This window comes from Saccharopolyspora sp. NPDC002376 (assembly GCF_053593195.1).
Genome location: NZ_JBSFBZ010000032.1, coordinates 59,406 through 85,442, shown reverse-complemented (window position 1 = coordinate 85,442; position 26,037 = coordinate 59,406). Strand labels below are relative to the sequence as shown.

Annotated in this window: 26 protein-coding genes and 2 pseudogenes; 19 read left to right on the top strand and 9 right to left on the bottom strand. The window is 67.4% G+C overall.

Annotated elements, in window-relative coordinates; all coding sequences use genetic code 11:
- Window positions 1-83 precede the first annotated feature (83 nt).
- Together ACWCO2_RS21740 and ACWCO2_RS21735 are read right to left on the bottom strand one after the other, a co-directional pair.
- The gene (locus ACWCO2_RS21740; protein ID WP_450129569.1) at window positions 84-1,355 is read right to left on the bottom strand and encodes an MFS transporter; all 1,272 of its coding nucleotides are present in this window, start codon (window positions 1,353-1,355) and stop codon (window positions 84-86) included.
- Between the two features lie 10 nt (window positions 1,356-1,365).
- Window positions 1,366-2,841, bottom strand: coding sequence for an amidohydrolase family protein (locus tag ACWCO2_RS21735; protein WP_450129568.1), 1,476 nt, complete (start codon window positions 2,839-2,841; stop codon window positions 1,366-1,368).
- A 127-nt stretch (window positions 2,842-2,968) separates the two neighbouring features.
- Here ACWCO2_RS21735 and ACWCO2_RS21730 point away from each other — a divergent pair, with 127 nt between their 5' ends.
- From ACWCO2_RS21730 to ACWCO2_RS21715, 4 genes and pseudogenes are all read left to right on the top strand, one after another.
- The gene (locus ACWCO2_RS21730) at window positions 2,969-3,949 is read left to right on the top strand and encodes an Lrp/AsnC family transcriptional regulator (RefSeq protein ID WP_450129567.1); all 981 of its coding nucleotides are present in this window, start codon (window positions 2,969-2,971) and stop codon (window positions 3,947-3,949) included.
- Window positions 3,950-4,080: 131 nt separating this feature from the next.
- Window positions 4,081-4,323, top strand: a complete 243-nt coding sequence (locus ACWCO2_RS21725; protein WP_450129566.1) for a hypothetical protein — start codon at window positions 4,081-4,083, stop codon at window positions 4,321-4,323.
- A gap of 16 nt (window positions 4,324-4,339) precedes the next feature.
- A complete protein-coding gene (locus ACWCO2_RS21720; RefSeq protein ID WP_450129565.1) occupies window positions 4,340-4,795 on the top strand; it encodes an SRPBCC family protein in 456 nt (151 codons plus the stop codon).
- 44 nt (window positions 4,796-4,839) lie between these two features.
- Window positions 4,840-5,135, top strand: a pseudogene (locus ACWCO2_RS21715) (AAA family ATPase); the annotation flags it as partial.
- 205 nt (window positions 5,136-5,340) lie between these two features.
- Here the strand turns inward: ACWCO2_RS21715 and ACWCO2_RS21710 are convergent.
- Together ACWCO2_RS21710 and ACWCO2_RS21705 are read right to left on the bottom strand one after the other, a co-directional pair.
- On the bottom strand, window positions 5,341-5,616 hold the full coding sequence (locus ACWCO2_RS21710; protein ID WP_450129564.1) for a hypothetical protein: 276 nt from the start codon (window positions 5,614-5,616) through the stop codon (window positions 5,341-5,343).
- Between the two features lie 147 nt (window positions 5,617-5,763).
- The gene (locus ACWCO2_RS21705; RefSeq protein WP_450129563.1) at window positions 5,764-5,982 is read right to left on the bottom strand and encodes a zinc finger protein; all 219 of its coding nucleotides are present in this window, start codon (window positions 5,980-5,982) and stop codon (window positions 5,764-5,766) included.
- 75 nt (window positions 5,983-6,057) lie between these two features.
- Here ACWCO2_RS21705 and ACWCO2_RS21700 point away from each other — a divergent pair, with 75 nt between their 5' ends.
- The 7 genes from ACWCO2_RS21700 to ACWCO2_RS21670 all read left to right on the top strand — a co-directional run bounded on the left by ACWCO2_RS21700 (window position 6,058) and on the right by ACWCO2_RS21670 (window position 11,327).
- Window positions 6,058-6,957, top strand: a complete 900-nt coding sequence (locus ACWCO2_RS21700; RefSeq protein WP_450129562.1) for a helix-turn-helix domain-containing protein — start codon at window positions 6,058-6,060, stop codon at window positions 6,955-6,957.
- A gap of 4 nt (window positions 6,958-6,961) precedes the next feature.
- Window positions 6,962-7,204, top strand: a complete 243-nt coding sequence (locus ACWCO2_RS21695) for a DUF397 domain-containing protein (RefSeq protein WP_450129561.1) — start codon at window positions 6,962-6,964, stop codon at window positions 7,202-7,204.
- Window positions 7,205-7,339: 135 nt separating this feature from the next.
- Window positions 7,340-7,738 carry a hypothetical protein gene (locus ACWCO2_RS21690; protein ID WP_450129560.1) on the top strand — a complete coding sequence of 133 codons (399 nt, stop codon included), beginning with the start codon at window positions 7,340-7,342 and terminating at the stop codon, window positions 7,736-7,738.
- Window positions 7,739-7,742: 4 nt separating this feature from the next.
- On the top strand, window positions 7,743-8,285 hold the full coding sequence (locus ACWCO2_RS21685) for a DUF3558 family protein (RefSeq protein ID WP_450129559.1): 543 nt from the start codon (window positions 7,743-7,745) through the stop codon (window positions 8,283-8,285).
- Window positions 8,286-8,438: 153 nt separating this feature from the next.
- A complete protein-coding gene (locus ACWCO2_RS21680; protein ID WP_450129558.1) occupies window positions 8,439-9,719 on the top strand; it encodes a hypothetical protein in 1,281 nt (426 codons plus the stop codon).
- Window positions 9,707-10,213 (top strand): VWA domain-containing protein, encoded by a 507-nt coding sequence (locus ACWCO2_RS21675; RefSeq protein WP_450129574.1) that lies wholly within the window; start codon window positions 9,707-9,709, stop codon window positions 10,211-10,213. The genes ACWCO2_RS21680 and ACWCO2_RS21675 overlap by 13 nt, the downstream gene beginning before the upstream one ends.
- 46 nt (window positions 10,214-10,259) lie before the next feature.
- Window positions 10,260-11,327 carry a hypothetical protein gene (locus ACWCO2_RS21670; protein WP_450129557.1) on the top strand — a complete coding sequence of 356 codons (1,068 nt, stop codon included), beginning with the start codon at window positions 10,260-10,262 and terminating at the stop codon, window positions 11,325-11,327.
- 65 nt (window positions 11,328-11,392) lie between these two features.
- On the opposite strand, the gene ACWCO2_RS21665 is transcribed toward ACWCO2_RS21670, so the two are convergent.
- A complete protein-coding gene (locus ACWCO2_RS21665) occupies window positions 11,393-12,529 on the bottom strand; it encodes an acyl-CoA dehydrogenase (RefSeq protein WP_450129556.1) in 1,137 nt (378 codons plus the stop codon).
- A 114-nt stretch (window positions 12,530-12,643) separates the two neighbouring features.
- Entirely contained in the window at window positions 12,644-14,068 is a 1,425-nt protein-coding gene (locus tag ACWCO2_RS21660; RefSeq protein ID WP_450129555.1) for an amino acid permease, read from the bottom strand.
- Between the two features lie 180 nt (window positions 14,069-14,248).
- Here ACWCO2_RS21660 and ACWCO2_RS21655 point away from each other — a divergent pair, with 180 nt between their 5' ends.
- Window positions 14,249-14,950 carry a TetR/AcrR family transcriptional regulator gene (locus ACWCO2_RS21655; protein WP_450129554.1) on the top strand — a complete coding sequence of 234 codons (702 nt, stop codon included), beginning with the start codon at window positions 14,249-14,251 and terminating at the stop codon, window positions 14,948-14,950.
- Window positions 14,951-15,137: 187 nt separating this feature from the next.
- Here ACWCO2_RS21655 and ACWCO2_RS21650 read toward each other — a convergent pair whose 3' ends face one another.
- Window positions 15,138-17,159, bottom strand: coding sequence for a phosphocholine-specific phospholipase C (locus ACWCO2_RS21650; protein ID WP_450129553.1), 2,022 nt, complete (start codon window positions 17,157-17,159; stop codon window positions 15,138-15,140).
- 268 nt (window positions 17,160-17,427) lie between these two features.
- The gene (locus ACWCO2_RS21645; protein WP_450129552.1) at window positions 17,428-19,077 is read right to left on the bottom strand and encodes an amidohydrolase; all 1,650 of its coding nucleotides are present in this window, start codon (window positions 19,075-19,077) and stop codon (window positions 17,428-17,430) included.
- Between the two features lie 127 nt (window positions 19,078-19,204).
- On the opposite strand from ACWCO2_RS21645, the gene ACWCO2_RS21640 reads away from it, so the two are divergent.
- Genes ACWCO2_RS21640 through ACWCO2_RS21630 form a run of 3 tightly spaced genes read left to right on the top strand, consistent with a single transcriptional unit; the run spans window position 19,205 to window position 21,965 of the window.
- Window positions 19,205-19,627 (top strand): acyl-CoA thioesterase, encoded by a 423-nt coding sequence (locus ACWCO2_RS21640; RefSeq protein ID WP_450129551.1) that lies wholly within the window; start codon window positions 19,205-19,207, stop codon window positions 19,625-19,627.
- 35 nt (window positions 19,628-19,662) lie between these two features.
- Window positions 19,663-20,415 (top strand): enoyl-CoA hydratase/isomerase family protein, encoded by a 753-nt coding sequence (locus ACWCO2_RS21635; protein WP_450129550.1) that lies wholly within the window; start codon window positions 19,663-19,665, stop codon window positions 20,413-20,415.
- Entirely contained in the window at window positions 20,412-21,965 is a 1,554-nt protein-coding gene (locus ACWCO2_RS21630; protein WP_450129549.1) for an AMP-binding protein, read from the top strand. Before ACWCO2_RS21635 ends, ACWCO2_RS21630 begins: the two co-directional genes overlap by 4 nt.
- A 140-nt stretch (window positions 21,966-22,105) precedes the next feature.
- On the opposite strand, the gene ACWCO2_RS21625 is transcribed toward ACWCO2_RS21630, so the two are convergent.
- Window positions 22,106-22,288: a hypothetical protein gene (locus ACWCO2_RS21625; protein ID WP_450129548.1), complete on the bottom strand. Its 183-nt coding sequence runs from the start codon at window positions 22,286-22,288 to the stop codon at window positions 22,106-22,108.
- A gap of 659 nt (window positions 22,289-22,947) precedes the next feature.
- On the opposite strand from ACWCO2_RS21625, the pseudogene ACWCO2_RS21620 reads away from it, so the two are divergent.
- From ACWCO2_RS21620 to ACWCO2_RS21605, 4 genes and pseudogenes are all read left to right on the top strand, one after another.
- Window positions 22,948-23,376 (top strand): annotated as a pseudogene (locus tag ACWCO2_RS21620) (DUF2637 domain-containing protein); the annotation flags it as partial.
- A gap of 5 nt (window positions 23,377-23,381) precedes the next feature.
- A complete protein-coding gene (locus ACWCO2_RS21615; protein WP_450129547.1) occupies window positions 23,382-23,624 on the top strand; it encodes a hypothetical protein in 243 nt (80 codons plus the stop codon).
- Between the two features lie 1,059 nt (window positions 23,625-24,683).
- The gene (locus tag ACWCO2_RS21610) at window positions 24,684-25,208 is read left to right on the top strand and encodes a DUF5994 family protein (protein WP_450129546.1); all 525 of its coding nucleotides are present in this window, start codon (window positions 24,684-24,686) and stop codon (window positions 25,206-25,208) included.
- Between the two features lie 114 nt (window positions 25,209-25,322).
- Complete coding sequence (locus ACWCO2_RS21605) at window positions 25,323-25,772, top strand: Hsp20/alpha crystallin family protein (RefSeq protein ID WP_450129545.1); 450 nt, start codon at window positions 25,323-25,325, stop codon at window positions 25,770-25,772.
- The last annotated feature ends 265 nt before the right edge of the window (window positions 25,773-26,037 follow it).

The window sequence follows — 26,037 nt, the reverse complement described above, 5'->3', positions numbered from 1 at the left end:
CGGGCCACGAGATCAACGTGATCGCGACGGTCGGCTCCTCGCTGCGGAATCCGAACGCTGCTACGCACTCACGACCCCAGGGCTCACCGGACGGGCAGGCGGTTGGCGTAGATCGCGAGGCTGCCGATCAGGAGCAGGACGACCATGGAGAGCAGGCCGATCACCGTGCTGCCCGTGGCGTCCTTGACGAAGCCGATCAGGGTCGGGCTGACGAATCCGCCCAGCAGTCCGATGCTGTTGATCAGCGCGATTCCGCCCGCCGCGGCCGTGCCCTTCAGGTACTGCGACGGCATCGCCCAGAACACCGTGTAGGACGCCCACATGCAGGCCGTCGCGATGACGATCGCGCCGAGCGACACCGCGAAGTTGCTGGCCGTGAACGCCGCGACCGCGAGCGCCACGGCGCTGAGCAGCGCGGTCACCGCACTGTGCAGCCGTCGTTCCCCGGTGCGGTCCGAACGCCGCCCGAGCACGACCATCAGCACGATGGCGAACGCGTACGGCACGGCCGAGTACAGGCCGATGGTCACGGTGTCGGTGAGGCCGTTCTCCTGCAGGATCGTCGGCAGCCAGAAGCTCACCGCGTACAGGCCGCTGATCAGGCAGAAGTAGCCGACGGCCAGCAGGTACACCTTCGGGTCGCGCAGCACCTGCCGGAAGCTGTGCTGCCCCTCGTCCTGGTCCACCGCGATGTCCCGCCGCAGCTGGTCCTTCTCCGCCGCGCTGAGCCACTTCGCCTGTTCCGGCGTGTCCGCCAGCGTCTTCCAGACGATGAACCCGAGCACCACGCACGGCAGGCCTTCCGCCAGGAACATCCACTGCCAGCCGTGCAGTCCGGCCACGCCTTCGAAGTTCGCGATCAGCCAGGACGAAATCGGTCCGCCGAGCATCGATCCGATCGGGCCGGGCAGCATCAGCAAACCCATCGCCGCCGCCATCCGCGCCGGCGGGAACCAGAACGTCAGGTAGAAGATGATGCCGGGCGCGAAGCCCGCCTCGAACACGCCGAGCAGGAAGCGCAGCACGTAGAAGCTCGTCGCGTCGCTGACGAACATCATCGATGCCGAGGTGAGCCCCCACAGCAGCATGATGCGGAAGATGGTCTTGCGGGTGCCGATCTTGGCCAGCAGCAGGTTGCTGGGCACCTCGAAGATCACGTACCCGAGGAAGAAGATCCCGGCGGCCAGGCCGTAGACGGCCTCGCTGATCCCGACGTCGGACTGCATGTGCAGCTTGGCGAACCCGATGTTCACCCGGTCCAGATAAGCGAACGTGTAGCAGAGGATGAGCAGCGGGAGGATCCGCCAGCTCACCCGCCTGTAGAGGGCATCCGGTGCCGCAGCGGTCTGGGTCATGAGTTCTCCGTCAGTCGCGGTGACGACCGAAGACCGGGTCGCCCGGCAGCCGGTCGAGTTGGATCTGCGCATCGCGGACCACGAAGGTCCCGCCCACCAGCACGTGATCCACGCCGGTGGAAGTCCGCACCTGCGTTCCGGTGGCGGGGCTGGCGATGGTGCCGGGATCGAAGACCACGACGTCGGCATCTGCCCCGACCTGGATCCGGCCCTTGCGTTGCATCGCAGGAGCCGCCGGCTCGAGGATCTGAGCCGGCAGCAGCGTGCATCGCCGAACAGCCTCCCCGAGCGACAGCACCCCGAGCTCGCGGACGAGCCAGCCGAAAGTGCGCGCGTAGCAACCGACGCTGCGCGGGTGGGTGTGGACGTCGTCGGTGACCGGCCAGGTGTCGTCGACCTGACCCATCAGCGGCACCGCGTCAGAGGCGATGGCCGTGTCGGCGAACAGCAGAGATCGTTGCAGCGTCGCGAGATCTGCCGGAGAGGACTCGTCCAGCCAGTCGAAGACGATCAGCTCACCGGGGTTCTTCTCACGCAGCTCGGTCAGCCGCGCGGCGTTCGCGACGCGCTCCCCCGTCGCCACGCAGAGGATGTTCTCCGGCTTCATCCCGAGCCGGTGCAGCTTCTCGGGCGCGAGGAACGCCGCACCGATCACGGTCGACGCCGAACCGTACGGGTAGGCCTCGGTGGTGATCTGCACGCCGTAACCCCGGGCCCGGTCCACGGCCGCCGCGATGTCGTCGATCATCCGGTTCGACGTGCTGTTGATGTGGCACATGTGCATGTGCGCGCCGGTTCCGGCCGCGGCCGCGATCACCTCCAGCGCGCCTTCCAGCGACGTTCCCGGTTCTTCGGTGGAGATGAACCGGGTGTGCGTGAAGGTCGGCACGCCCAGCCGCGCGGCCAGCGACGCGACGGCGAAGTACTCGTCCCGCCCCGAGTCCGGCGCGTACCCGACCAGCATCCCGATGCCCAGCGCACCGTCGCGCACCTGCTCTTCCAGCAGGTCCAGCACCCGCGCCTGATCCCGCGCGCCGACCGGACGGCGCCAGTTCGGCGCGCCCTGGTACTTCGCGAACACGTCGAACGACCCGCCCGGTTCGGCGTCGTCGAGCAGCCGCATCCGCGCCAGCGCCCACCCGGCCGAGAACCCGAAGTTGATCGGCCGACCTTCCCCGGCCGCTTCGGCGTAGGCGTCCCGAACCGGCAGGGCGCCCGCTTCCAGCTCCAACGCGGTGGTGACGCCGTCCATGGCCTGCAGCCGAAGCCCGGTCACCGTCTGCGCGTGGCTGTGCATGTCGATGAACCCCGGTGCGAGCACGCGGTTCGAGACGTCGACGACGGTGTCACCGCGGAGCGGGTCGGCGGTGACCGCGGCGATGCGTCGACCGTCGATGCCGACGTTGCGCACCGCGTCGAGCCCGGTTTCGGGGTCGATGACCCGCGCCCCGGTCAGCACCAGGTCGAAGTGTTGTGGATCGCGCATGCGAAGCAGCGTCGGAGAAACCTCGTCACAGCACGCCCAGAACGATGGATTTCCACGTTCGACCCCGCTTGGATGTCTGAAAACGACACCGGAGGCGCCGTGCTGGACGAAGTGGACCTCGCGCCTGGTGGACGCGCTGCAGATCAATCCGCGGGCGAGCTGGACGGCGCTGGCCGAGGTCCTCGAGCTGGCCCCGATCACGCTGGCCCGACGCTGGCAACGGCTCACCGACGCCGGAGCGGCGTGGACGACGGTGGCGCTGGGCAACAGCGCATCGCGGGGCGCAACCGTCGAGTTCGCCTGCGCACCGGGCACCGCGACGCAGGTCGCCGAGCAGCTGGCGGAGCTGCCGCACGTCATCACGGTCGGTGTGACCACGGGCGAGTACCAGGTGTTCGCGCTGATCATGGCGCCGTCGCTGGCGGCGATCTCCGACGTGCTGTTGCGGAGGCTGCGGATGCCACCGCAGGTCACCAAGGTCCGCAGTCACGTCTTCGGCAGCACCTTCGGCGGCGTCATCTGGCGGCTGGGCGTGATGAACCGCAGCCAGGCCGACCAGGTCCGCGAGCAGATCGGCCCGCCACCGCGCGAGATCCGGCCGTTCGGCGCCGAGGACCGCGCCCTGTTCCTGGCGCTCGGCCACGACGGTCGACGCAGCTACGCCGACCTGGCCGCGGAGCTGAATTCCTCACCACAGGCCGTGAAACGCCGTCTCGACCGCCTCCGCCGCCACGGCGACATCGCGTTCCGCTGCGATGTCGCCCGCCCTCTGGCCGGCTGGCACGCCATGGCCCTGCTCTGGCTGACCGTCCCGGACACCGAGGTCCACCAAGTCGGCCGCGCGGTCGGAGCGTGGCCGGAAACCCGTCACTGCGCGGCCGTGACGAGCCCGACGAACCTGGGCCTGATCGTCGGCCTCCGCTCCCTGAACCACCTCGACGACCTGCTGCTTCGCCTGGCCGAAGACCACCCGAGCGCAAGGGTCGTGGACCGGAAACTGGTCCTGCAGATGACGAAGGTCCACGGCCGCATCCTCGACGACCAGGGCAAAAGCACCCGAGTGATCCCGGTGGACCCCTGGGCAGCAACACCACCACCGACCAGCTGAGAGGCGATGGCCGTCTGCGTCGTCGACGTGCCCAGCGGAATCCTCCGCCGCATCGTCCTCGAAGGACGCAGCCCCGAGGACGCGACCGGGCACCGGATCGAAGCGGCCCTCCGCGCGGTCCTCGCCTCACCGTGCAGCCCGACTTCCCTGCGGACCTGCTGGCCGGGCGCGTCGACGAGAGCATCGTCAATCCGCGCCGCAGCGGCATCCGGATGCTCGACAATCTCACCGAGCTCACGTATTACAGCGTGCAGATGCGGCGGATGGCTGCCGGCAAGGAGCCCGCGCCGAACCGGCACGCCGCGATCAACCTCGCCCAGTACCTGCTCAACAACGGATTCGAGAGCCTGCGGATGCCGCGACGCGGCCACTGACCGGAAGGGGAACCGCATGTACACCCTCACCGTCACCCGGACGATTCCCGCTCCCATCGACGACGTCTTCGATGCCTGCGCCGACCACGAGAAGCTCTCCCAGGTCCCCGGTATCCGCTCCTGCGAGCTGACGCGGCGCGGCGACGCCGAGAAGAACGGGCTCGGCGCGGTCCGCGAGCTCGACTGCCGCACGTTCCGGTTCACCGAGGAGATCACCGGTTTCGACCGCCCGCACCGCATGGAGTACCGCATCCGGGATTCCCGACCATCGCTCGATCACAGCTTCGGCCGCATCGAGTTCGCCGAGATCCCCGAGGGCACCCTGGTCATCTGGACCTCCGTCTTCGGCATTCGGGTTCCGGTGGCTGGCAAACTCGTCGACGCGGCCTTCGGAAACGGCTTGGGCATCGCACTCGGCCTGATCCTGCGCAACGTCGAGAAGCGCGCGATCGCCGCCCGGACAGGACGCTGAGCGAAGCGGCGTTGCAGATCGCTGACCAGCAGGAAGGGGAGGCCGTGTTCGACAACTCCGACGACGTCGGCAGCAAGCTGTCCACAGTGGATTACCTGGCCGGGGCGGCCACCGCCACGCGGTGTTCTTGGCCGACCGGTTCGGCAAACCGCTGCTGATCGAGGGACCCGCCGGGGTGGGCAAAACCGGTCTGGCTCAAGCGGTCGCCTCAGCCACCGGCGCGGAGCTGATCCGCTTGCAGTGCTACGAGGGCCTGGACGAGACCCGGGCGCTGTACGAGTGGAACTACGCCACGCAGCTGCTGCGCATCCAGGCCGGGCGGGACGCGGACTGGTGCCAGTTCTAGGCAAAACTGGCGGACGTCACCACCGTGCGATTGGCCCGCTGGAAACCACAGTTTCAATTGAAACTGCGCCCCACGGCGTGTCCAGCGCCCGACACGCCGGTGGCCGGGCGCGTGGGAGGGGTTCGCGCCCGGCCCCGGGGTGGGCCGGTACGGCACGTGGCCGGGGGATCTCATGCCGTACCGACCCGGCTTGGGGAACTCAGATCCGCAGGTGGTGACGACCGGTGGGCTGGTCGTCGGGATCGAAGTCCGGGAACTCAGGTTCTGGTTGCCCTGGTGGTTCAAGGGCTATCGGTGGTTGCTCGCGGCGGGCATGGTTCTCGGTGGCGCGGTTTTCAGCCTCGATGTCGGCTATGAGATGCCAGACCGTGTACTCGCCATCACCTGCGCCTGCGTGCTGGCCTGCGGCGAACCGCAGTCCTGGGATCGAGACATGGGTGGTGAGCAGGGCGAGGATGAGCAGGTTGAACAGCACGAACGTGCTCAGCTGGATCCAGAACATGGTGTTGGGTGTCCTTTCCAAATTTCCCTAAAATTGGAAACCCCTCTGACCTGGGGTTTCGAGGGCTGGTGTCCCAAATTTCCCTAAAGTTGGGAGCCACCACCGCCACCCACGAGTACGTCAGGACTGCTCGGCGAGGACGCGCCAGCAGCTCATGCAGGTCTGCTCCCGTACCCAGTCCACTTCGGACCGGTCATGCAGCTCAGCCGCTTCGGCCTCCGCCCCGCAGTAGGCCTCGACGGTGTCGTCGGGTGGGGATTTCGTTGCTGCAATCGGAAAAGCGTGACGTCCACCGGTGACGGGACGCCACACGTAGGTCAAGTAAGTAGGAGTAGACACTGGCGACCTCCGTTGATGAACTCGTAACTCCGTGTGCAATGCTGATTTCAGCGTGCAACGACTGTTGCTGCAACAATGCGCCGAGACTGCAACCTGATCAAGCTACGAAGAGTCACTCCAAGGGAGGGAATGCTTGTGCCACGCAAGAAGCCTGGCGTTCGAGCTCGGGGACTTGGAGCTGAACTTGCGGCGTTGCGCGAAGCAGCCGGGCTCACGGTCACGGCCGTCGCTGCGAAGCTCGACTGGTCGAAGTCGACGCTGTCCCGTTTGGAGAACGGGCTGCGCAACATCGTTCCGGAAGAAGTGTCGGCGCTGCTCGCGTTGTACGAGGTGACGGGCGTCGAGAGAGATCGGCTCATCGGGATGAGCCGGAACCTCGACGAGCCGGGCTGGTGGGCGGTCGGCCTGCCTGGGCTGCCGTCGGAATCAGCGACTCTTGCGAGCTACGAAGCCGAAGCGTCCCGGATGGTCAGCTGGGAGCCGATGCTGATTCCTGGCCTGTTGCAGACCATGGAGTACTCGCGGTCCTTCATGCTTGCTGATGGCATCGCGCCGAGTCAGGCGGAACTTCGCTTGACTGCGCGGCTTCGTCGCCAGCAGGTCCTCCGCCGCTCGGGGATTGAATACGTCGGCCTGATCAGCGAGGCCTCACTCCGTGCGGACGTTGGTGGCTCCGAGGTGATGCAGGAGCAACTTCGCCACTTGCGGGAAGTTGCCAAGCTGAAAGCGGTCTCGGTGCGGGTTGTTCCGACTCGATCCTGCGCGCATCCCGGCATGGTTGGCGGGTTCCAGCTGATGGAATTCCCGTCGGCTCGTCCTGTCGTACACGTCGAACTGGCCAGGACTGCCGTTTTCCTCGACGAAGCGCCGATGACCGGCCCATACCGGGAAGCGCTGGAACGTATCGACTCGGTGGCACTGAATGCGAGAGAATCTCAGCACCTGATGGAGGACATCGTGCGGGAGCTGAGGTAGCGCAGTGTTGAACTGGTCCCGAGCAGAGTGGCGGAAGTCAAGCAGGTCGGGATCGACCTCGAACTGCGTCGAAGTCGCTTGGCCGAAGTCCTCTTACAGCAACGGAGCGCAGAACTGCGTTGAGGTGGCGTTAGAGCCCGAGGTGGTTGGGGTTCGGGACTCGAAGGATCGGGATGGGGCTGTGTTGGCCTTCCCGCGGAGCCAGTGGGTGGCGTTCGTCTCAGGATTGCGGGATCGGCGCAGGTAGTTGGGCTGTTTGGGCGGTTCTAGGGAGTTGTTTCACGAACTTGTCCGCGTTGGGGGCGGGCTCTTGTACTCTCTGCGGTCGTGATCACACCAGTGTGTGACGTGCACTGATCACGATCGTGGGGAGGGGGCTCCGTTGAACACGGGGATGGAGGGCCTCGCAGCTGGCGCCAGCGCGCTCGCCGGACAGGCCCAAGGCCTACGCGCTGCAGTCGACAGCGGCAAGGTCGTGATGACGCCAGAGGCCGCCGAGGCGGTTGCCAAGGTCTACCTGGATAAGGCCGAGAAGCTCGGGGAGCTTCGCCTCGACACCGATCGCCTTATCGCGAAGGGCGCGTACGGCAAATGTTTCATCGGCAACCAGATGGATCAGAAGTTTGAGCAGAAGGTCAACGACCCGAAGACCGGTCTCGTGGCAATCTTGGATCAGATGGAGAAGATCCTTCGAAACATGGCACAAGCTTTCAAAGACTCGGCTCGTGACATGGCTAACACCGATGACGAGCACGCGAGCAACCTGAACCGGAACGTCTGATCTGATGGTGGTTATGCGTACGACACGACTTGTGGTGGCGTCAGTTGGGGCAGCGGCGGGTGTCCTCCTTGCCGGATGTTCGAACCCGGGCGGTGATGTCTCGCCAACGAAACAGCCGGAGCCCTCGAATGTTCTCGCAAGCTTGGACCCGTGCAAGGTGCTGTCCTCGGGGGACCTGACGCCTCTTGGCGTAACTGAGCCCGGCGAGCCTGTTGATCAAGGCATCGGCGAGCAGGGCTGCAGCTACGACGCTGGTGATTTCAAGTTCAGGCTTTACAAGGGTGAAACTGACAGCCTTTCGTACTGGGAAGGCCAGCGCGACAAGTTCGGGGTCTTCGAGTCCAACCAGGTTGGCTCTCGCAGCGGAATCAAGCAGGTCACCAAGGGTTCTATGGGGCACGGCGTTTGCAACCAGGTGATCGAGGTCGGAAGCGGTTCCGTGAGCATCCAAGTGGGCTACGACTCCGACAAGATCGAAAGCGACGATGCCACCTGCGCGAAGGCGATGGAGATCGCGCAGGTTGTTGAGCCGAAGTTGCCGAAGTAGGGATTAGTCGAGGGGGACGGCATGGTTGACGTTTTTGGGGAGGTTGGAGACCTCTTCTCGAGAGCCACGGGGATAGGCGAGACCCGGGCTGAGGAACAGGCTCGTATTCGGCAGACTGTCGCCACTGCCACCAGCCAGGCACGTGGCCAGCAGTTGGCTCAGCAACAGCAGGGTCTGAACATCCAGGGCACTGACCCGGCATCGATCACTCAACGCGACAACTGGAACGACTGGGACCACGCCCGGTTGTACAACCAGCTCGGGCAGTCGCTGAAGCCGGAGGAGATCAACGAATCCGGCGAAGCCTGGGCGAAGCTTGGCGAGTCGATCGGCGAGATTTTCGCAGACCTGGAGCCGGCGACCCGCAATGCTGCTGGCGACGGCATGCAGGGCGAGGCCGCTGAGGCCGGTCTCAGCGCGGCGAAGCCGTTGCAGGAGTGGGGTCAGGCGTTTGGTGACTCTGTTCGCGGTACTGGGTTGAAGATCCAGGAAGCCGGGAACGCTGCTGCTCAGACGAAGGCGACGTTGGAGCCGCCGAAGGAGTTTGACGGTTGGCGTAATGGGGTTCGCACCTTTGTCGTGCCAGGTGGTGGAATCGCCGACGGTGCTCAGCAGATGATGGAGCAGCGGGAGGCCACTGCTCAGGCTCGGCAGCTCGTGCAGAACGTCTACGCGTCTGGTTACGAGTCGGTCGATTCCAGCACTCCGACGTTCCCTCCGCCTGTCGACCCCTTGAATCCTCCTCCTCCGCCGCCGCCGGATCAGGGGCGGAGCAATCCGCAAGGGTTTTCCAGCGATCAGTTCGGGATTTCCGGCAGGCAGCCGACCGGGAGCGTTCCGGGCAGCGGCAGCCACCCCGGTGGTGGCAGCATCCCGGGTGGGGGCAGTGTGCCCGGTGGCGGGCTGGGATCGTCCCATGTGGACCCGCGTCCCGGCGGATACGTGCCTCCGGCGCAGAGCAATTCGCAGTGGGCCGGGCAGCCGAACATGCCCGGGCCGGGGATGACTCCTCCGCCCGGTGCCGGTAACACGCCGCCCGGTGCTGGCGGCGGGTTCATGGGCGGAATGCCGCCCGGCGCTGGCGGTGCCGGCGGTATGGGCGCCGGTGGAGCCGGTGCTCGCGGTGCTGGTGCTGGGGGCATGGGTGCCGGTGGTCGTGCCGGTGGGCCCGGGATGGGCGCCGGTGGTCGGGCCGGCATGGGCGGACCCGGCGCCGCTGGAGCTGGTGGCGCGGGCGCTGCCGGTGGAGCTGGCGCTGCTGGTCGTGGCGGCGCTGGTGGTGCCGGTGCCGGGGCCGGTCGCGGCGGCGGCAAGGGCGGCGGTGGCGAGGACCAGGAGCACGAGCGTCCGAGCTGGCTCGAAGAGCAGGACGACATCTGGCTGGATGACATGCCCAAGACCGCTCCGCCGGTCTTCGGCGACTGGGGCAACTAACGGGGCAGGGACTCGGGTTCTTCGACGAGCCACAGCCTCCACGTCTGCCCACAGACGGCCCCGACGACGCTCAGCGCCAGCGGCGTCATGGGACTCGCAGCGGGACGTTGGACTTCCGGCACACTTTGCGGTCTGCGCTGGCCACCGGAGGTGTGCCGATCAAGCCGCACTTCCGGCCGCGGCGACCGCACAAACCGGAACTCGTTGTTCTTGGCCGGGTGTTCCGGGACTTCGGCGACGAACACGGTCACGTGGTCACTCCGCGCACCGTTTTGATGGTCCTCGGCGATGCTCGCAACAACAACTACGACCCGGGGCTTGATGCCCTGACCAGCCTGACCGAGCGGTGCCGGCGAACCTTGTGGCTCAACCCGGAGCCCAGCACTTCTTGGGGCACCGGGGACTCCGTGGCGCCCGAGTACGCCGATCTCGTGGAAATGGCCGAGTGCCGGAACCTTGCCCAGCTGAGCGATCTCGTCCAGTCCTTGGCCTAGGGTCTGTCATCATCCCCCGCTGCCCGATCCCGTACATGGAGATGCCGTGCCGTACACCGCGCGTCTTGTCGCCGCGGTCCGCGTCCCGCTGGACCCCTCATGCGCCGATGCCCCGCAGCTGCTGCACGGGCCGGACCGCTCGCTACTGGTGCAGCGCGCGGACGACGAAGTGACCGTGATCGACCTCGGTGATCTTGATGCGCTCGGCGCCGAAGGGCCGTCGTTCCGCTTCCCGGCACCCTGGCTCCGGGCATTCGGCCAGGTCACGATCGCGCCCTCGGGCGACCTCGCCGTCTTCGCCGGAGTGCACTCCGTGCGTGCCGTGGACCGCGGCGGCGACGTCCGGTGGGAACTCGTGCACGGCTGCTGGGCCACCGCCACGTGCACCCTGACCGAGGCCCCGTTCACCGCGTACGCGGACGATTCCCACCACCGGCACGCCGACCACGGCTCCGCTGCGTTCTCCCCCGACGGCAAGCTCGTGTGGGCGCACATCCGGAACTGGGCCGAAGGCCGGCCGCAGGAGGAGTGGCTCGTCCTGAACGCCGCCGACGGAGCGGTGCTGGGCCGGACCCCGACGATGACCGCGGGCTCCGGCTTCCACTTCCCGCACCCGAACCCCGCCCACATGGGGTTGACCGTCGGCGAGGGCCACGAGGACTCCCCGTCCCTGTGGGGTCGATGGGACGGCTCCGAGCTCACCGCGGTTCGCATCGAGGGGGAGATGCTCCAGTCGGTCAGCCCCTCGGGGCAGTTCTTCCTCGGCACCGACCCCGGGCAGTGGGCCCTCTACCTCCACGAGGCCACCGAAGGGCGGGAGCTGAGGCGGCTGAACGCCCGCGACGCCGTGCCGCCCGCGCCCGGCGACGACATGGCCCGCTGGGACTACGAGGGCGCGTATCCGTACGAGAACGGTGCCGTCGTCGGCACCGAAGGCCACGCGGAGAATCCGCGGCACTGGCTCGTGGATCCCCGTGACCTCGCCGTGCGCGGCATGATCGCCTACCCCGGCCCGGTCGTCGGCAGCCCCCGCTCCGCCGGTCCGGGCCGCTGGTACACCCTCACCGAGGACGCCACCGCCCTCCACGTGTGGAGCCTCGCCGACGAGGGCTGAGCGTGCCCTGGGGAACGCGAACGCCCGGCCGGGCGCGAGGTGGTGATGCAGGGATGCGTCCTTGATCAGGGGACGAGGTCCAGGAATTCCCAGTGTGCTTCGGGCTTTTGGCCGCTGAGGGACTTTCCGCAGTTCTGCAGGACTACCGGGCCCGAGGTGACGTGCTGGCTTCCGGTGCCGAGATCGCGCAGGAACCGGTCGATCGGTCCGCGGCGGATCGCCGCCGAGCCCGCCCACCGGTGCACCGTGCGGCCCACCTCGTGCGCGGTCCACGTCGCGTGGTTGAGCGTCAGCTTGATAAGGGTTTCCTGCTCGGTGCTCACCGGCTCGCCTGCGTCCAAAGTGCTTTCGACGCCTTGCCATTCCTGCATCACCCATGCCCGCGCGGAGCGGAGCTTGGCCTCCGCGGTCGCGTACTCCGCGTGGAACTGGGCGGTGTCGACAGGTGCGTTGTACGTGCCTGATTTGGCCGCAGCGACCGACTTCAGCTCGTCGAGCAGGCGCCGTCCGACACCGAGCGCCCAACCGGTGTGGCCGATCGCGGCCATGTTCACCAGGCCGATTCGGTAGATCGCACCGCCGTTGGCCGGAGTGGTCGTCGTGGCGACGTAGGTGTGGGTTTCCGGGACGAACACGTCGGTGCAGTGGTAGTCGATGCTGTTCGTCGCGCGCAGGCCGAGCACGTCCCAGTTCTCGACGAGCTCCACCTGCGACTTCGGCATCGCCAGCACCCGCAGCTCCCCGGTTCCCTCGACCTGGATCGCGCTGTGGATGTGGGTGGCCAGCGCCATCCCGGAGGCGAACTGCCAGCTCCCGCTCACCAGGAAGCCGCCGTCCACCGGGACTGCCCGGCCCGGCCGGGTTCCGTGCCCCGCCAGCCGCGCGTAACCGCCGTTCGCGGTGTCGGAGAACAGATCGTTTGCCGCGGCGTCACCGAGATAAGCCGCTGTGGTGCCGGTGACGTGCTGCATCGCCATCATCGTCCAGCCGGCTGCGGCGTCGTGGTAGCTGAGCCGCTCGATGGTCTCGATCATCTGACGCGGGGCGAACTCGTGGCCGTCGAGGTTCTCCGGCAGCGCGGCCCGGATCACCCCCACGTCCAGCAACGCCTGCGCGGTGTCCCCGGTGAAGCGACCGAGTTCCTCAGCGTCGTCTGCGTTCGACTCGAGAATCCCGGCGAGTGCGTCGATTCGTTCGAGCATCGCCGGGAAATCCGAGCTGACATGCAATCGAGCCGAGACCGCCATGGACTGGTCACTCCTCGTGATCGGTGCCGATGCAAGGCCACCGTACCGAGGAAGTCGCACCGTTCATGGTCATTCGGTCGAGATCGAACGCTCACCGATCCCGCGCTTCTGGTGGTTCTGCCGCACCAGCCCGACGGTCACGGCGACCGCGGCGACGGAGAAGGTGAGGAACAGCGAGTGCCGGGTGGACGTGTCGACGACCATGAGCGCGAGGAACGCCACCAGCGCGACGACCACAACCCACGAAAGGTACGGATAGCCCCACATGCGCACCGTCAGGTGCTGTCCGTCGCGCTCGGCGCGGGCCCGGCTGTGCAGCTGAGTGGCCGCGATCGTCAGGTAGAGCAGGACGATCACGGAACCGCTGGAATCCACCAGGAAGTCGAAGATCGCGGTGGTGGTGAAGAAGTAGTTCGCCGTGACGGTCGTCAGCCCCGCCAGTGCCACCGCGAGCACGGCCGGCACCGGCACCCCGGAGGCGTTCGACCGGGCGAACAGCCGCGGGCCCTTGCCATTGCTGGCCAGCGCGTACAGCATCCGGGACGCGGTGTAGATCCCCGAGTTCAGGCAGGACAGCACCGCGACGAGCACCACCAGGTCCATGATCAGACCGGCGTGCGGGATCCCCAGCCGGTTGAGCACCGCCGAGTACGGACTTTCGGTGATGCCGGCGTCGTCGTACGGCAGCAGGGTGGTGATCACGGCGATGGAACCGATGTAGAAGACCAGGATGCGCACCATCGTGGTCTTGACGGCCCGGCGCACCGCCTCCGCCGGACGCATCGCCTCACCGGCCGCGATCGTGACGACCTCGGCACCGCTGAACGCGAAGGACACCACGAGCAGCGCGGGCAGCACCGCGTACCAGCCGTTGGGCGCGAATCCGCCCTGTCCGAACAGGTTCGTCCCACCGGGCGCCGGAACCCCGGGCAGCACACCGAAGATCGCCAGCAGGCCGAGCCCGATGAACGCGACGATCGCCACCACCTTGATCAACGCGAACCAGAACTCCACCTCGCCGTAGGCACGCACCGCCACCAGGTTCGAGCCGGTCAGCACCAGCATGAACACCAGCGCGGCGGCCCAGTCCGGCACCACCGGCAGGATCCCGTGCAGCAGCGCGCCACCGATGACGGCTTCCACGCCGACGGTGACGCTCCACGAGTACGCGTAGAGCCAGCCGATCGCCAGCCCGGCCCAGCTGCCGAGCTCGCGCGACGCGTAGCTGGCGAAGGAGCCGGTTTTCGGTGCGGCGACGGATAGTTCGGCGAGCATCCGCATGATCAGGATGACCAGCAGTCCGGCGATCGCGTACGCCACCAGCGCCGCGGGACCGGCCTTGTTGATGACCGCGCCGCTACCGACGAACAGGCCGGCGCCGATCACCCCGCCGATCGCGATCATGCTCATCTGCCGGTCGCGAAGCGCTGGTCGCAGCCCGCGCGCTTCGGTCGATTCCTGGGTCCGTTCCACGGACGTCGATTGATCGTTCATCTTGCCTCCAAGATGTCTCAACCGATCGATCGATCGAGAGATCCATGCACGATAGGTCTCGCAAATCAAGAGGTCAATAGCGACTTCCGCTGCCCAAGACCGATGTATCCGTCTTGTCACCGGTACGGTTGGGGGTGATCAGATCGATCAATCGACCGATATTTCGGGGAGCGCGAAGCGATGAGCGCACGAGGACGCGCGGGAGACGACACTCAGCGACAGGTGTGGGAGTCGGCCGTCCGGCTGTTCGCCGCGCAAGGCTTCCACGGCACCGGCATCCGCGAACTCGCTGACGCCGCACAACTTTCCCCGGCGACCCTCTACCACTACATGGGCACCAAGCAGGACCTGCTGTTCTCCATCATGCGGACCTGCTTGGACCGGCTGGTGATGGCGGCCGAACGGGTAGCGGCCGACGCCGCCCAGCCGCAGGAGATCATCGCCAGCCTGGTGCACGTCCACGTGCTCACGCACGCGCTGCACCGCGACGAGACGACCGTGGTGGACAACGAGCTCGGTGTGCTCGACGCCGAGCGCCGGGCGACGATCGTGGAAATCCGGGACCGCTACGAGGAGTTCTGGCGCAGCGCGGTCGCGGACGGCTGCGAACGCGGCGTCTTCGCAGTTCCCGACCAGCGCTTCGCGCGCATGGCGGTGTTGGAGATGTGCTCCGGCGTGGCGAAGTGGTACTCCCCCGAGGGCGAGGAGAACCTCGACGCGATTGCCACCGCGCACGCGCAACTGGCGCTCCAACTGCTCGGCGTCCCGGCCACCCGCCTCGCCGCAACCGCTCTCCCCGAGGCCGCCGACATCCACGGTCTCATCGAAGAGATCTGGCACATCCAACTACCGTCCATGCGAGCCCGCGCAGCCCGCAGCTGACCTGCGTCTCCGCTCGGGGTTCCGCAACTTCAATGGAAATCAGACGTCCGATTTCCCTTAAGCCTGACGGCATTCTGACCTGCATGTATGGACTTTTCGGCACGCACAGCCCGGCAACGAGTCTTGCGTACTTGCGGACCAGCCCGTAGCAGGGCCCTGGCACCGGGCCCCGCTACGGTGGCGTCGGTCAGCGGCCGAGGGCCGGGTCGCTGGTCGAGGGGTGGCCGTCCTCGAGGTGGCCGGCGAAGGTCCGGATCCACGCGGTTCCCGGTACGGAGACGGTCATGTCGTACCAGCCGCCGGAGGAGCTGGTGTCCAGCGTCGCCCGCCCGCCCTTGACCGGGACGGCGCCGCGGTAAGCGTCCTCGACCTGGACGGTGACGCCGCTGGGTGCGGTGACCGTGACGACGAGCGTGCGGCTGTTGCCCTGACGGCGGACCGCCACGGTGGCAGCATCCTTGACCGTGTCGCCGGCGTACCGGCGGAAGAAGCCGTTGGGACCGTGCAACTGCACGTCGTATGCCCCGGACACCGGCCACGACGCCGTCAGGTTGTCGCCTGCGCCGACGGTGTAGCTGTGCGGGGTGCCCGCCGGTGCGATGAGCCGAGCCTGGACGTGCACGCCGAGGTGGCCCTTGTTCGCGAGCTCGACCTTGATCGCATCCTTCGCGGGCAGCTCGTGGACGTCGAGGTCGTAGCCGAGCGGACGGGCCGGACGGGTCCCGGACTCCTGCTTGGGCATCGTGCCGTCGGCCGGAACCGAGGGGTTGTAGCTCGGGTGCCGCTGATTGTCGGACGGCTTCCACGCGTCGGTCGACGGCAGCGACGGCATCTTGTTCACGGCGTGAGAGAAGTCGAACGCCGAGGTCAGGTCGCCGGCGATGGCCCGACGCCACGGCGTGATGTTCGGCTCCTTGACGCCGAACCGCTGTTCCATAAACCGGATGATCGACGTGTGGTCGAACGTCTCCGAGCAGACCCAGCCGCCCGTGCTCCACGGCGAGATCACGAACATCGGCACCCGCGGGCCCATCCCGAACGCGCCGGCGACGTAGTCCGCGTCGCCCGCTTTGCCCGCGTAGAACTCGTTGTCGGTCGGCACTGTCGAGGCCCCGGGGATGTCCGGGTTGTTGACGTGCGGCGGGACGACGTGGTCGAAGAAGCCGTCGTTCTCGTCGTAGGTGATGAACAGGGCGGTCTTGCTCCACACGTCGGGATTCGAGGTCAGCGCATCGAGGACCTTGGAGATGTACCAGGCGCCGTAGTTGGTAGGCCAGTTAGAGTGCTCGCTGAACGCCTCGGGCGCGGCGATGTAGCTGACCTGCGGGAGTTTGCCCGACTGCACGTCGTTGCGGAGGATCTCGAAGTAGTCCTGGCCGTTTCGGGCCTGGGTGCCGCGGCGGGCCTTCTCGTACAGTGCGTCGCCGGGCTGAGCGTTGCGGTAGGTGTTGAAGTACAGCAGCGCGTTGTCGCCGTAGTTGCCGATGTAGGCGTCGTCGGTGTAGCCCCACGAGCCGGCGCCGTCAAGACCGTTGCCCTCGTCCTGGTAGACCTTCCACGAGACGCCCGCCGCCTCGAGCCGCTCCGGGTAGGTCTTCCAGTCGTAGCCGGCCGCGTCGTTGTACAGGACGGGGCCGCCGCCCTTGCCGTCGTTGCCCGTCCAGCCGCTCCACATGTAGTAGCGGTTCGGGTCGGTGTTGCCGATGAACCCGCAGTAGTACGCGTCGCAGATCGTGAACGCGTCGGCCAGGGCGTAGTGGAACGAGGCGTCCGGGCGCTCCAGGTAGGCCATCGTCACTGGGGTCTTCGCCGGGATCCACTTGTCGTACATGCCGTTGTTGAACGCCTGCTGGCCACCCTTCCAGGTGTGATCGAGACCCTGGAGGAACTGCGCGCCAAGGTCCTCGACAGTGGGGTGGAAGGGCAACACCTCGCGCGTGCCATCGCTCTGGTGCCACACCGACTTGCCGCTCGGCAGCGTCGCCGGGTGCGGGTCGCCGAACCCGCGAACGCCGCGCATCGAGCCGAGGTAGTGCTCGAACGAGCGGTTCTCCTGCATCAGGACGACGACGTGCTCGACGTCCCGCAGCGAGCCGGTGGCACGGTTCGCGGGGATGGAGGCAGCGCGCGCGATGCTCTGGTCGAGCGCTGTCAACGCGGCGGCGCCACCGACGATGGACAGGAACCTGCGGCGGTCGATGTCGACCATGGACGTACTCCTCGGGGCCGGACGGTGGGTTACCTCGACAGCCTCGAATCAGTCGTTGAACGGCCGTTTATCCGTGGGTGAAAACCAAACGGCGGCCCGCGGGACTTTGCCCGGAACTGCAAGTCCTCCAAGAGGGCCAGGAATTCTCCTGCGGACTCGCACCGCCACCAGACCCACAGACAAACTGGCCGAATCCCGGCGCGGCTTCCCGGTGTCCTTGGAGCCCCGCAAGTGTCGGCGAAATGTGTCGAAATCTGGCTCTTGTGGTTCAGCCGGTCAGGCCCATTCGGTCGTGCTTGATCTCGCCGCCGACGACGGTGGCCGTCACCTCGACGTCCTTGATCGCACCGGGATCGACGCGGGTGAGGTCTTCGGACAGCACCGTGAAGTCGGCGAGCATGCCGCGGGCGAGCCGTCCCTTGCGGTGCTCCTGGTGGTCGGCGTACGCCGAGCCGCGGGTGAAAGCGCGCAGCGCCTGCAACGGAGTCAGCCGCTCAGCGGCGCCCATCACCTGCCCGTCCGCGGTTTCCCGGTTGACCAGCGCGTGGATTCCCAGCAGCGGGGCACCTTCCACGATCGGACAGTCCGAACTGCCCGGGACTTCGACACCCGCGCGCAGGAAACTGAGCTGCCGGTAGGCGAGCTTCGCCCGCTCAGCACCTAGCGCGGCGATCATCCCGTCCCCGAGTTCGTCGATGAACCGGCCCTGCGGCACCGGCACCACGCCCAGCCGAGCGATCTCGGCGACCTGGGCATCACTGGTCACTCCGCAGTGCTCGATGCGGTGCCGCACGTCGGTGCGGGGAAACTGCCGCTGGGCGCGGGCGTAGGCGTCCAAGACCAGCTGCACGGCCGCGTCGCCGATGGCGTGCGTGGCGACCTGCCAACCCGCCCGGTGCGCCCGCGAGATCTGTTCGCGCAGCCGCTCCGGATCGTCCTGGGTGAAGCCCCGATTGCCCACGGCATCGGCGTAGTCGCAGCACATCGAGGCCGTGCGGCCGATCAGCGAACCGTCGGAGAACAGCTTGACCGCGCCGATGCGCAGCGTGTCGTCGCCCAGTCCGGTGCGCAGGCCGAGGTCTAGCCCGAAGCCCGCGGAATCCGGCTCTCCCCCGTCGACGTCGTGCAGCGCGGCCATCTCCGGCATCACGGTGGCACGCACGCCGAGCACCCCGCGTTCCCGAGCGGTGAGGAAGGCGTGCAGGTCAGCCGGGCCGTTGCCGGTGAGGCGCCCCGCGATGCCGGGCTCGGTGATGCTGGTCAGCCCTTCGGCCAAGGCGACCTCCGACCCCAGCTCGATGGCCCGCACGAAGTCCTCGAGCGGCTCCGGCCGGATCAGCTCGTACACCAGGGCCTGCGCCTGTTCGGTGAGCAGCCCGGTGGGCAGGCCGGCCGAGTCGCGTTCGACCGTGCCGCCGGGAACGTCGGGCAGGTCGCGGGGATCGGCGTACCCCATCAGCCGGATCGCCGCCGTGTTGACCACGCCCATGTGCGCGGAGTTGTGCGCGAGCCAAACCGGTCGACCGCCGGTCAGCGCGTCCAGCGCTTCCCGGGTCGGGTGGGCACCGCCGATGCGGTTCTGGTCGTACCCGTGCCCGCGCACCCAGGCGCCTTCCGGCAACCGCTCGGCGTGCTCGCGGATCGCCGTGTACAGCGCATCCATGCTGGTGACAGCACTCGGCCGCAGATCGAGCTGGGTCAGGCGCTGCCCGCGCATGCTCAGGTGGTGGTGGGCGTCGTGGAAGCCCGGAACCACGTGCGCGCCGCCGAGGTCGACGACGTCGTCGGCGGTGCAGCCGTCGAGTTCGTCGTCCAGACCGACGAGCACCCCGCCGAGCACGCCCATCTTGCGCGCGCTGGGGCGATCGGGGTCCAGGGTCGTGATGTCGCCGTTGATGTACAGGACGTCCAGGTGCATGGGTGATCCTTCGACTGCAGGCGGTGAACCGGAACGTCCGGACACGCGTGTCTTGCGTCCCGGGCAGGAGCAACCCTACTCTGTCGATCGATCGATCGACCAGATCCTGACCTGTTCGGGGGGCGACGTGGCAGAACCGAGCACCACCGGCGGACCGCACGTGATCGACTACTGGTCACCGGTCTACTTCGACGAGCTGGACCCCAACGGCCACCTGCACAACGCGCGCTTCGCGTTGCACGTCGAACGGGCCCAGACCGCGGCTTTCGCGGCGGCGGGATTCGACACCGGGGCCGTGCTGGACCGGCATCCCGACCTGCACTACGTCGTCCGCCAGTTCAACATCGAGTTCCACGCGCCCGTCAACAGCGCCGGGCACCTGCTGGTGGCACTGGACCTGTCGAAACTCGGCCGTACCAGTGCGACCTGGACGTTCCGCTGCGGCCCGCCCGAAGCGCCCAACGCCACCGGCGCGCAAACGATCGTGAAGATCGGCACCGACGGCCGACCGCTCCCCTGGTCACCACGGATGTCCGCGCTGGCCGGTTGAACCAGAGCACGCAAACCAGCCCCGAGGAGGCAAGAATGTCCGCACCCCAGACCGGGTCGCTGGTCGAGACCGAGTTCGACGGCGACATCGGCGTGATCCGGCTGAACCGCCCGGAATCCCTGAACGCGGTGAACACCGCGCTGGTGGAGCAACTGGTCGCCGCGTTCGACTCCGTGCTCGCCGCGCAGGTCCGGGCCGTCCTGCTCACCGGCAGCGGCCGCGCTTTCTGCGCCGGCCACGACCTGAAGGCACCTCCCGAAGATCCCGCGACCGTGCAGACCCGGCTGGACCGGATCCAGGACGTCACGCGCCGGATTCGCAGCTGCCCGGCGCCGGTGATCGCGGTGGTGCAGGGATACGCCGTGGGTGCGGGCGCGGAGTTCGCCCTGGGCTGCGACCTGGTGCTCGCCGCTGAAGACGCGCAGTTCCGCTTCCCGGAGGTGGGGCTCGGACTCAGCGCCACCGGCGGGCTTTCCGCCCTGCTGCCGATGCTGGTCGGCCCGATCAAGGCCAAGGAACTGGTGATGTTCGGCGAGCCCCTCGCCGCCACCGATGCGCACCAGCTCGGGCTGGTCAACGCGGTAACCCCCACCGACGACCTGCTGCCGACCGCGATGAGCTGGGCGCGGCGGCTGGCCGAGCTGCCGCCGGCACCGCTGGCGATGGCCAAGGAAGGCATCGACGCCGGTACCGATCGCGCCCTGGAATCGGCTCTGTCGCTGGAGATCCAGCACGCGATCCGCACCGACGAGCTGAGCGCGGCGAGCCGGGATGGGAGCGACCGATGAGCGACCGCGAACAGTCCCTGGCCGATCTCGTCCGCCGCGCAGCCGAGCAGTGGCCGCAGCGGGTGGCGTGGACGTTCGACGCGCTCGACCAGGAGCTCACCTTCGCCGACGTCGACCGGCGCAGCGACGCCTTCGCCGCGCTGCTCGCCGAGCAGGGGGTCACCGCGGGCGATCGCGTGGCGCTGATGCTGGCCAACCGGCCGGAGTTCCCGCTCGCCTGGCTGGCCGCGGCCAAGCTGGGCGCGGCGATGGTCCCGGTGAACACCAACTACCAGGACTACGACGCCATGCACGTCCTCGCGCACTCCGGCGCGCGAGTCGTGCTGACCACGGCGCAGCACACTGACCTGCTCACGCGGATCAAGAGTTCCACGTCGCTGCAACACGTCCTGGACGTCGACGCGGTCCCGATCCCCGACGCGCAACCGCCGAAGTGCCCCCCACCGATGCCCGAGACGATCGCCAACATCCAGTACACGTCCGGCACCACCGGAGCCCCGAAGGGCTGCGTCCTGCCCCACCGCTACTGGGTTTCGCTGGCCGCTGGGCTGGTCGAGGACTTCCCGCGGATCAACGCGCAGGACACCATCCTGACCGCCCAACCCTTCCACTACGTCGATCCGCAGTGGAACACCGCGCTCGGCCTCGCCTCCGGCGCCCGGCTCGTGGTACTGGACCGGTTCCACCCCACGACGTTCTGGTCCAAGGTCCGCGAGCACGAGGTCACCTGGCTCTACTGCCTCGGCCTGATGCCGAAGCTGCTGCTGGACATGCCGCCATCGGAGCACGACCGCGACCACCGGGTCCGCTCGATCAGCGCCTCGGCGATCCCGCCAGACCTGCACGCCGCGCTCGAAAAGCGTTGGGGCGTCCCGTGGTTCGAGGCCTTCGGCATGACCGAGACGGGCAGCGACATCCGAATGACCCCCGAGGACCATGACGACACCGTGGGAACCGGCTGCCTCGGCCGAGCCATCGCCGGCCGAGAGATCACGATCCTCGACAACACCGGCTCGCCGGTACCGCGCGGCGCCACCGGCGAGCTGGCGATCCGAGGCGTCGGGCTGATGCACGGCTACTTCCGAGACCCGGAGGCCACCGACCGCGCGTTCCGCTCGGGCTGGTTCCACACCGGCGACCTGGCCAGGATGGACGAACACGGCCGCGTCTACTACGCGGGCCGCACCAAGGACATGATCCGCCGCAGCGGCGAGAACATCACCACAGGCGAGGTAGAACGCGTCCTGCAACTGCACCCGTCGGTAGACGTCGCCGCTGTCCTCCCAGAACCGGACGAACTACGAGGCGAAGAAGTCCACGCGGTCCTGGTCCTCCGAGACGAGAACTGCACCCCGGACGACCTGGCGGACTTCTGCGGCAAACAGCTGGCTTACTTCAAGGTCCCCCGCTACTGGACCTTCCGCCCCGCCCTCCCCCGAACCCCCTCGGAACGAGTGGCCAAACCAGCCCTCCGAAAAGAGCTGGCAACGGACCAACCCCCCAAGTACGACCGAAAAACCCAGCAGTGGACCCAATCCCCCACTGGCTGAGCGGAATTCAGGATTTGCGGGAACGCGAAAACAGGGAGAAGCGCCCCGCACCAGCAGGGCGCTTCCCAGCGCCGAGCGCGCGCATCATCTCAGTGGTGGCCTAGTTGGTGTTCGGATTGACCAGGAGCACTCGTCCGGTCTCAGGCGTGGACAACTTGCTCGTCCTCCTCCATCGGCTTGCCGAAGGTCACCGGCGGGAACTGGACCGCGATGCCGAGGACCACGAACAGCACGGCCATCATCGCGAACCTGCCGGTCAGGCCGCTGACGTCGAAGACGAATCCGGCCACCAGCGGAAACAGGTCACCGGACAGCGACCCCATCGCCAAGATGATCGAGGTTCCACGCCCCGGCCCCGGGTCGGGTAGAGCTCCGCCGCGAGCAATCAGATCGTGGTGTTCAAGATGATCATCGAGAAGTTGAACAGGAACCCGAAGACGAGCCCGGATCTACCTGCACAGTCCAAAAGGCTGGTCCGTGAGCAGGCCGGGTACGGCTCCTCGCAAGGAACCGACGAAACGCAACCCCCGGCACCGTGGGGGCCCGCGGGGGCTCGACTCCCGCGATAGATACGCGGAACGAGAAACGGCGAGCGCTCTACGCGAGCACTCGCCGTCCATCTCGTGGAGCTTGGGGGGACTTATTACAACCCTGCCCACTCAACGCATACGGCGCGACGGGGGTCCGGGGAACTCCCCGGGCGGGGTCTGGGGGTCGCACCCCCAGATGACATGACGAGATCGAAAAACAGCGAAGGCGCACCCTGCCGAGCAGAATGCGCCTTCGATCGAGTGGATCTTGAGGGAGCTTATTACAACACAAAAGACCAGGTCAGCACGCTAGAGACACTGCTTAAGAAGCTGCCGGACCCGGATGCACCAGCCCAACTGACACCGAAGCGGCAACGGCCGGGCCGAGCGCGGCGACACTTCTAGTCGCCGTAGGAGCCGCCTACGTCTCGTACCGACACGGCCGAGAATTCGCCCTACGCTTCGGCGCCGACGAGACCACCGCTACCCTCTGGCCGCTCATTGTTGATGGCTTGTTGACGATGGCGACCATCGAACTGTGGAAGGCTGGCCACCATCATCACGCCACCGGACAGTGGAAAGCATGGCTATCGTTCACCCTCGGCATCGGGCTATCGCTGTGCGCCAACATCGCCTCCGCACCCGAACTGAACGCCTTCTCCATCGCCGTCGCCGCCTGCCCACCACTGGCGCTCTGCTGTCCGTCGAACTGCTCAACCAGGCACTCAAGCGCCGCCGCGCGGAAACGGCAAGGGAGAACGTCCACGAAACCGACGAGACCGGGTCAGCGCAGCCCGAGTCGACGGACTCAGGCGAGGCCAGCCCGTCACCGGACGTTCCACGGGAAGGCGAGGATGTGCCAGCACCGCGCACGGCGGTGAACAACATGCCTGGTCACAACGTCAACAGTGCGGACGGTGTCCCGGTGGTGCCGCACGGTGAGGACGATGACCTGTTGCGGGAGGAGGCATACCGGCTCGACGCCGAACACTGGAACCTCTACCAGCGTCCGATCTCAGCCGACACACTCCGCCGAAAGCTCAGCATCGGCTCGAAACGAGCCCGCGCCCTCACACGCCACATCCGCCAGCACCACCAACCCGGAACGGTGTCGGCGGCGATCGAATGAACACCATGCTGACCTCTACCGCGTCAAAGGTAGATCAACATATCGCCCTGACCTGAGATTATGGAGATCGCGCAGGTCAGGCAGCGGCTCGCGCGCGAATTCTGAAGCCAGCCAGCGTTCCACACCACGGGCGTCCAGCCCTCACCAAGAGGCCACGGAGTACCCACACTCGACCGGAACCGCTGCCAACCGCGGTGGCCAAGTCGACCCGAAGGGGTGCGGCGCCGCGCCAGAACTCGTCTCCCCCGAATACATCGCTGTACCACTACGGCGGCGAAGACCCTGCACACAGCACTGCGCCCGGAGCCGGGGCGCAGTGCTGTGTGCAGGGTGACCTGGCGGTTGCTTCTGGGCGTATATAAGGGCCTCCGCAGCTGCGGAGGCCCTTACCGGAACGCCAGCTCGAGTTTGACGAGCGTCTTTCATACTTCTGAACTCCGCCTGATCCAGAACTTCCGGCGGGGCTCAGGACTACGAACGTCCTTGAGTTGGACCATGCATTCCTTCGGGGCTGTCGCGCCATCGCCCCTTCGGTTCACCGACCCTCTCAATCGATTCACCGCACTTTTAGTAAACTCCCATTCAGGGCATAAGTCAAGTGAATCGATCCGTCCGAGCTGCGGAAACTTGTGCAGACAGAGTCACGTAGGTCAACGAATGCGCGGAGAGAACACCGGATCTGCCCAACGTTCCCCGTCGTTCCCTTCGTTCGGAAACCATTGGCGGGCCTCTGCGGAGGATCGGCAGACAGTCGACGTGGTCGAAGCACTCGCGTTCGTCGAGGGAGCAGTCGCAGTCCGCCGTCGCCCAGTCGCGCAGCCGGGCAGCCTGGCGGCCGACAGGGTGTCCACGGCCGCCAGGCTGGCGCCGTCACCTGGGAATCCTTCGCCGAATCCCCCGACTGCCCGGTCTGCTCCCAAGCCCCGCAGAACAGCCGCTCTGGTCCACGCGATCAGGCGTAGGCTGAGGTCAACGAGGTTCTCGGCAACGTGAGCGGTCCCGCTTCCACAGTCCCGGGGGTCAGTACCGGTCGTCGAACGGCCGGGAAGGAGTTCCGCCATGGGACCGGACCAGCTGAACCCGGGCACCGCACAGGCCACCTCCACAGGCGCCTGCGTCGCAGTCAAACCGGGAACCGGCACGCGAGGTTTCGTCGACGGCGCTTGGTGGCCGCGATCGGCGAGCCCGACAACCGAGTTCACCGCGCTGCTCACCGCTCTCGCCGCCACCCGCGGTCCGATGACCCGGCTTGCCTACAACCTGGCCGCATGGGAGCCGGCCCCTCGGAAACTCCGCATCGAGGGGCACCAGGTACGTCTCGAAGGCTTCCACACGCTCGATCAGCACACGGTCAGCCTGACCGACCCGAGCGGACACCGAATGGTCCTGCTGGTCATCCCCGCGGACACGACCGAACTTCGCGGGAACGCGGTGCTGACGAGGGCGTCCGAACCGGACAACGTCGCCACACCCCACGATCTGCTCGCCGATGCCCCCGTTCCTGCGGTCGTCCCGCAGCCAACCGAGGCGTCGCCGGAAGCCCGCTGGGAAACCGACGGCGGCCACCTGCTCGCCGTCCGATAGGCCGCCGCGGGTTGTCGCCTGCGGCTGTCGGTCAGCACAGAATTCTCAACAGCCGAGTCACGCCGGGTGTCAGCGGAGAGTGCACTTGGCGCGCCACCGAAGGAGGTGTGTGCGATGCCGGTGCTGCAATTCGACCCGTTCCGCGATATCAGCCGGTTGGCCAACGAGGTGTTGACTGCGGCGCGCACGCCGCAGCCCATGCCGATGGATGCCTACCGCCGCGGCGAGGAGTACGTCGTCGAGTTCGACCTGCCCGGCATCGACCCCGAGTCGCTGGAGGTCACCGCTGAGCACAACACGCTGACGGTGCGCGCGCAGCGCAGCGCGACCGAGTCCAGCAGTTCGGAAGTGAGCTACCTGGTCACTGAGCGCCCCACCGGCACGTTCGCCCGGCAACTCCAACTCGGCGCCGCGCTGGATGCCGACCGCGTCCAGGCGGAGTACCGCAACGGGGTGCTGGCCCTGCGCATCCCAGTAGCCGAGCAGGCCAAACCCCGCCGCATCAACGTCGCCCGAAGCGACGAATCCCGCATGATCTCCGGGTCCACCACGGACCCCGATTAGACCGTCGACCTCTTCCAGCCCGCCGGTTCGTGCAGCTCGGAGGGCTGGCGCTTTCCTACTCCGATTCCTGGGTGGGTGGATCTTCGAGGAAGGTGCGGAGCTGGTCGGCCGGGAGCGGGTGGGAGAACAGCCAGCCTTGGTAGAAGTCGATTCCCCCCGGCTCTTCGCGTGGAACATCGCCGCGTTGGCATAGCGCAGCAGATCCGCGCCGACGGTATCCCGGTCAAGCATCGCGGCCCCGATCGAGGCCGACACGGCGACGGGG

What these genes read in the sequence shown, in the direction of transcription:
- ACWCO2_RS21615 (WP_450129547.1), top strand. Translation starts at nt 23,382, where the DNA reads ATGCCTGGTCACAACGTCAACAGTGCGGACGGTGTCCCGGTGGTGCCG.
- ACWCO2_RS21700 (WP_450129562.1), top strand. Translation starts at nt 6,058, where the DNA reads ATGCGCCGAGACTGCAACCTGATCAAGCTACGAAGAGTCACTCCAAGG.
- ACWCO2_RS21735 (WP_450129568.1), bottom strand. Translation starts at nt 2,841, where the DNA reads ATGCGCGATCCACAACACTTCGACCTGGTGCTGACCGGGGCGCGGGTC.
- ACWCO2_RS21630 (WP_450129549.1), top strand. Translation starts at nt 20,412, where the DNA reads ATGAGCGACCGCGAACAGTCCCTGGCCGATCTCGTCCGCCGCGCAGCC.
- ACWCO2_RS21650 (WP_450129553.1), bottom strand. Translation starts at nt 17,159, where the DNA reads ATGGTCGACATCGACCGCCGCAGGTTCCTGTCCATCGTCGGTGGCGCC.
- ACWCO2_RS21720 (WP_450129565.1), top strand. Translation starts at nt 4,340, where the DNA reads ATGTACACCCTCACCGTCACCCGGACGATTCCCGCTCCCATCGACGAC.
- ACWCO2_RS21685 (WP_450129559.1), top strand. Translation starts at nt 7,743, where the DNA reads ATGGTGGTTATGCGTACGACACGACTTGTGGTGGCGTCAGTTGGGGCA.
- ACWCO2_RS21645 (WP_450129552.1), bottom strand. Translation starts at nt 19,077, where the DNA reads ATGCACCTGGACGTCCTGTACATCAACGGCGACATCACGACCCTGGAC.
- ACWCO2_RS21740 (WP_450129569.1), bottom strand. Translation starts at nt 1,355, where the DNA reads ATGACCCAGACCGCTGCGGCACCGGATGCCCTCTACAGGCGGGTGAGC.
- ACWCO2_RS21625 (WP_450129548.1), bottom strand. Translation starts at nt 22,288, where the DNA reads ATGGGGTCGCTGTCCGGTGACCTGTTTCCGCTGGTGGCCGGATTCGTC.
- ACWCO2_RS21610 (WP_450129546.1), top strand. Translation starts at nt 24,684, where the DNA reads ATGGGACCGGACCAGCTGAACCCGGGCACCGCACAGGCCACCTCCACA.
- ACWCO2_RS21655 (WP_450129554.1), top strand. Translation starts at nt 14,249, where the DNA reads ATGAGCGCACGAGGACGCGCGGGAGACGACACTCAGCGACAGGTGTGG.
- ACWCO2_RS21605 (WP_450129545.1), top strand. Translation starts at nt 25,323, where the DNA reads ATGCCGGTGCTGCAATTCGACCCGTTCCGCGATATCAGCCGGTTGGCC.
- ACWCO2_RS21665 (WP_450129556.1), bottom strand. Translation starts at nt 12,529, where the DNA reads ATGCTCGAACGAATCGACGCACTCGCCGGGATTCTCGAGTCGAACGCA.
- ACWCO2_RS21635 (WP_450129550.1), top strand. Translation starts at nt 19,663, where the DNA reads ATGTCCGCACCCCAGACCGGGTCGCTGGTCGAGACCGAGTTCGACGGC.
- ACWCO2_RS21660 (WP_450129555.1), bottom strand. Translation starts at nt 14,068, where the DNA reads ATGAACGATCAATCGACGTCCGTGGAACGGACCCAGGAATCGACCGAA.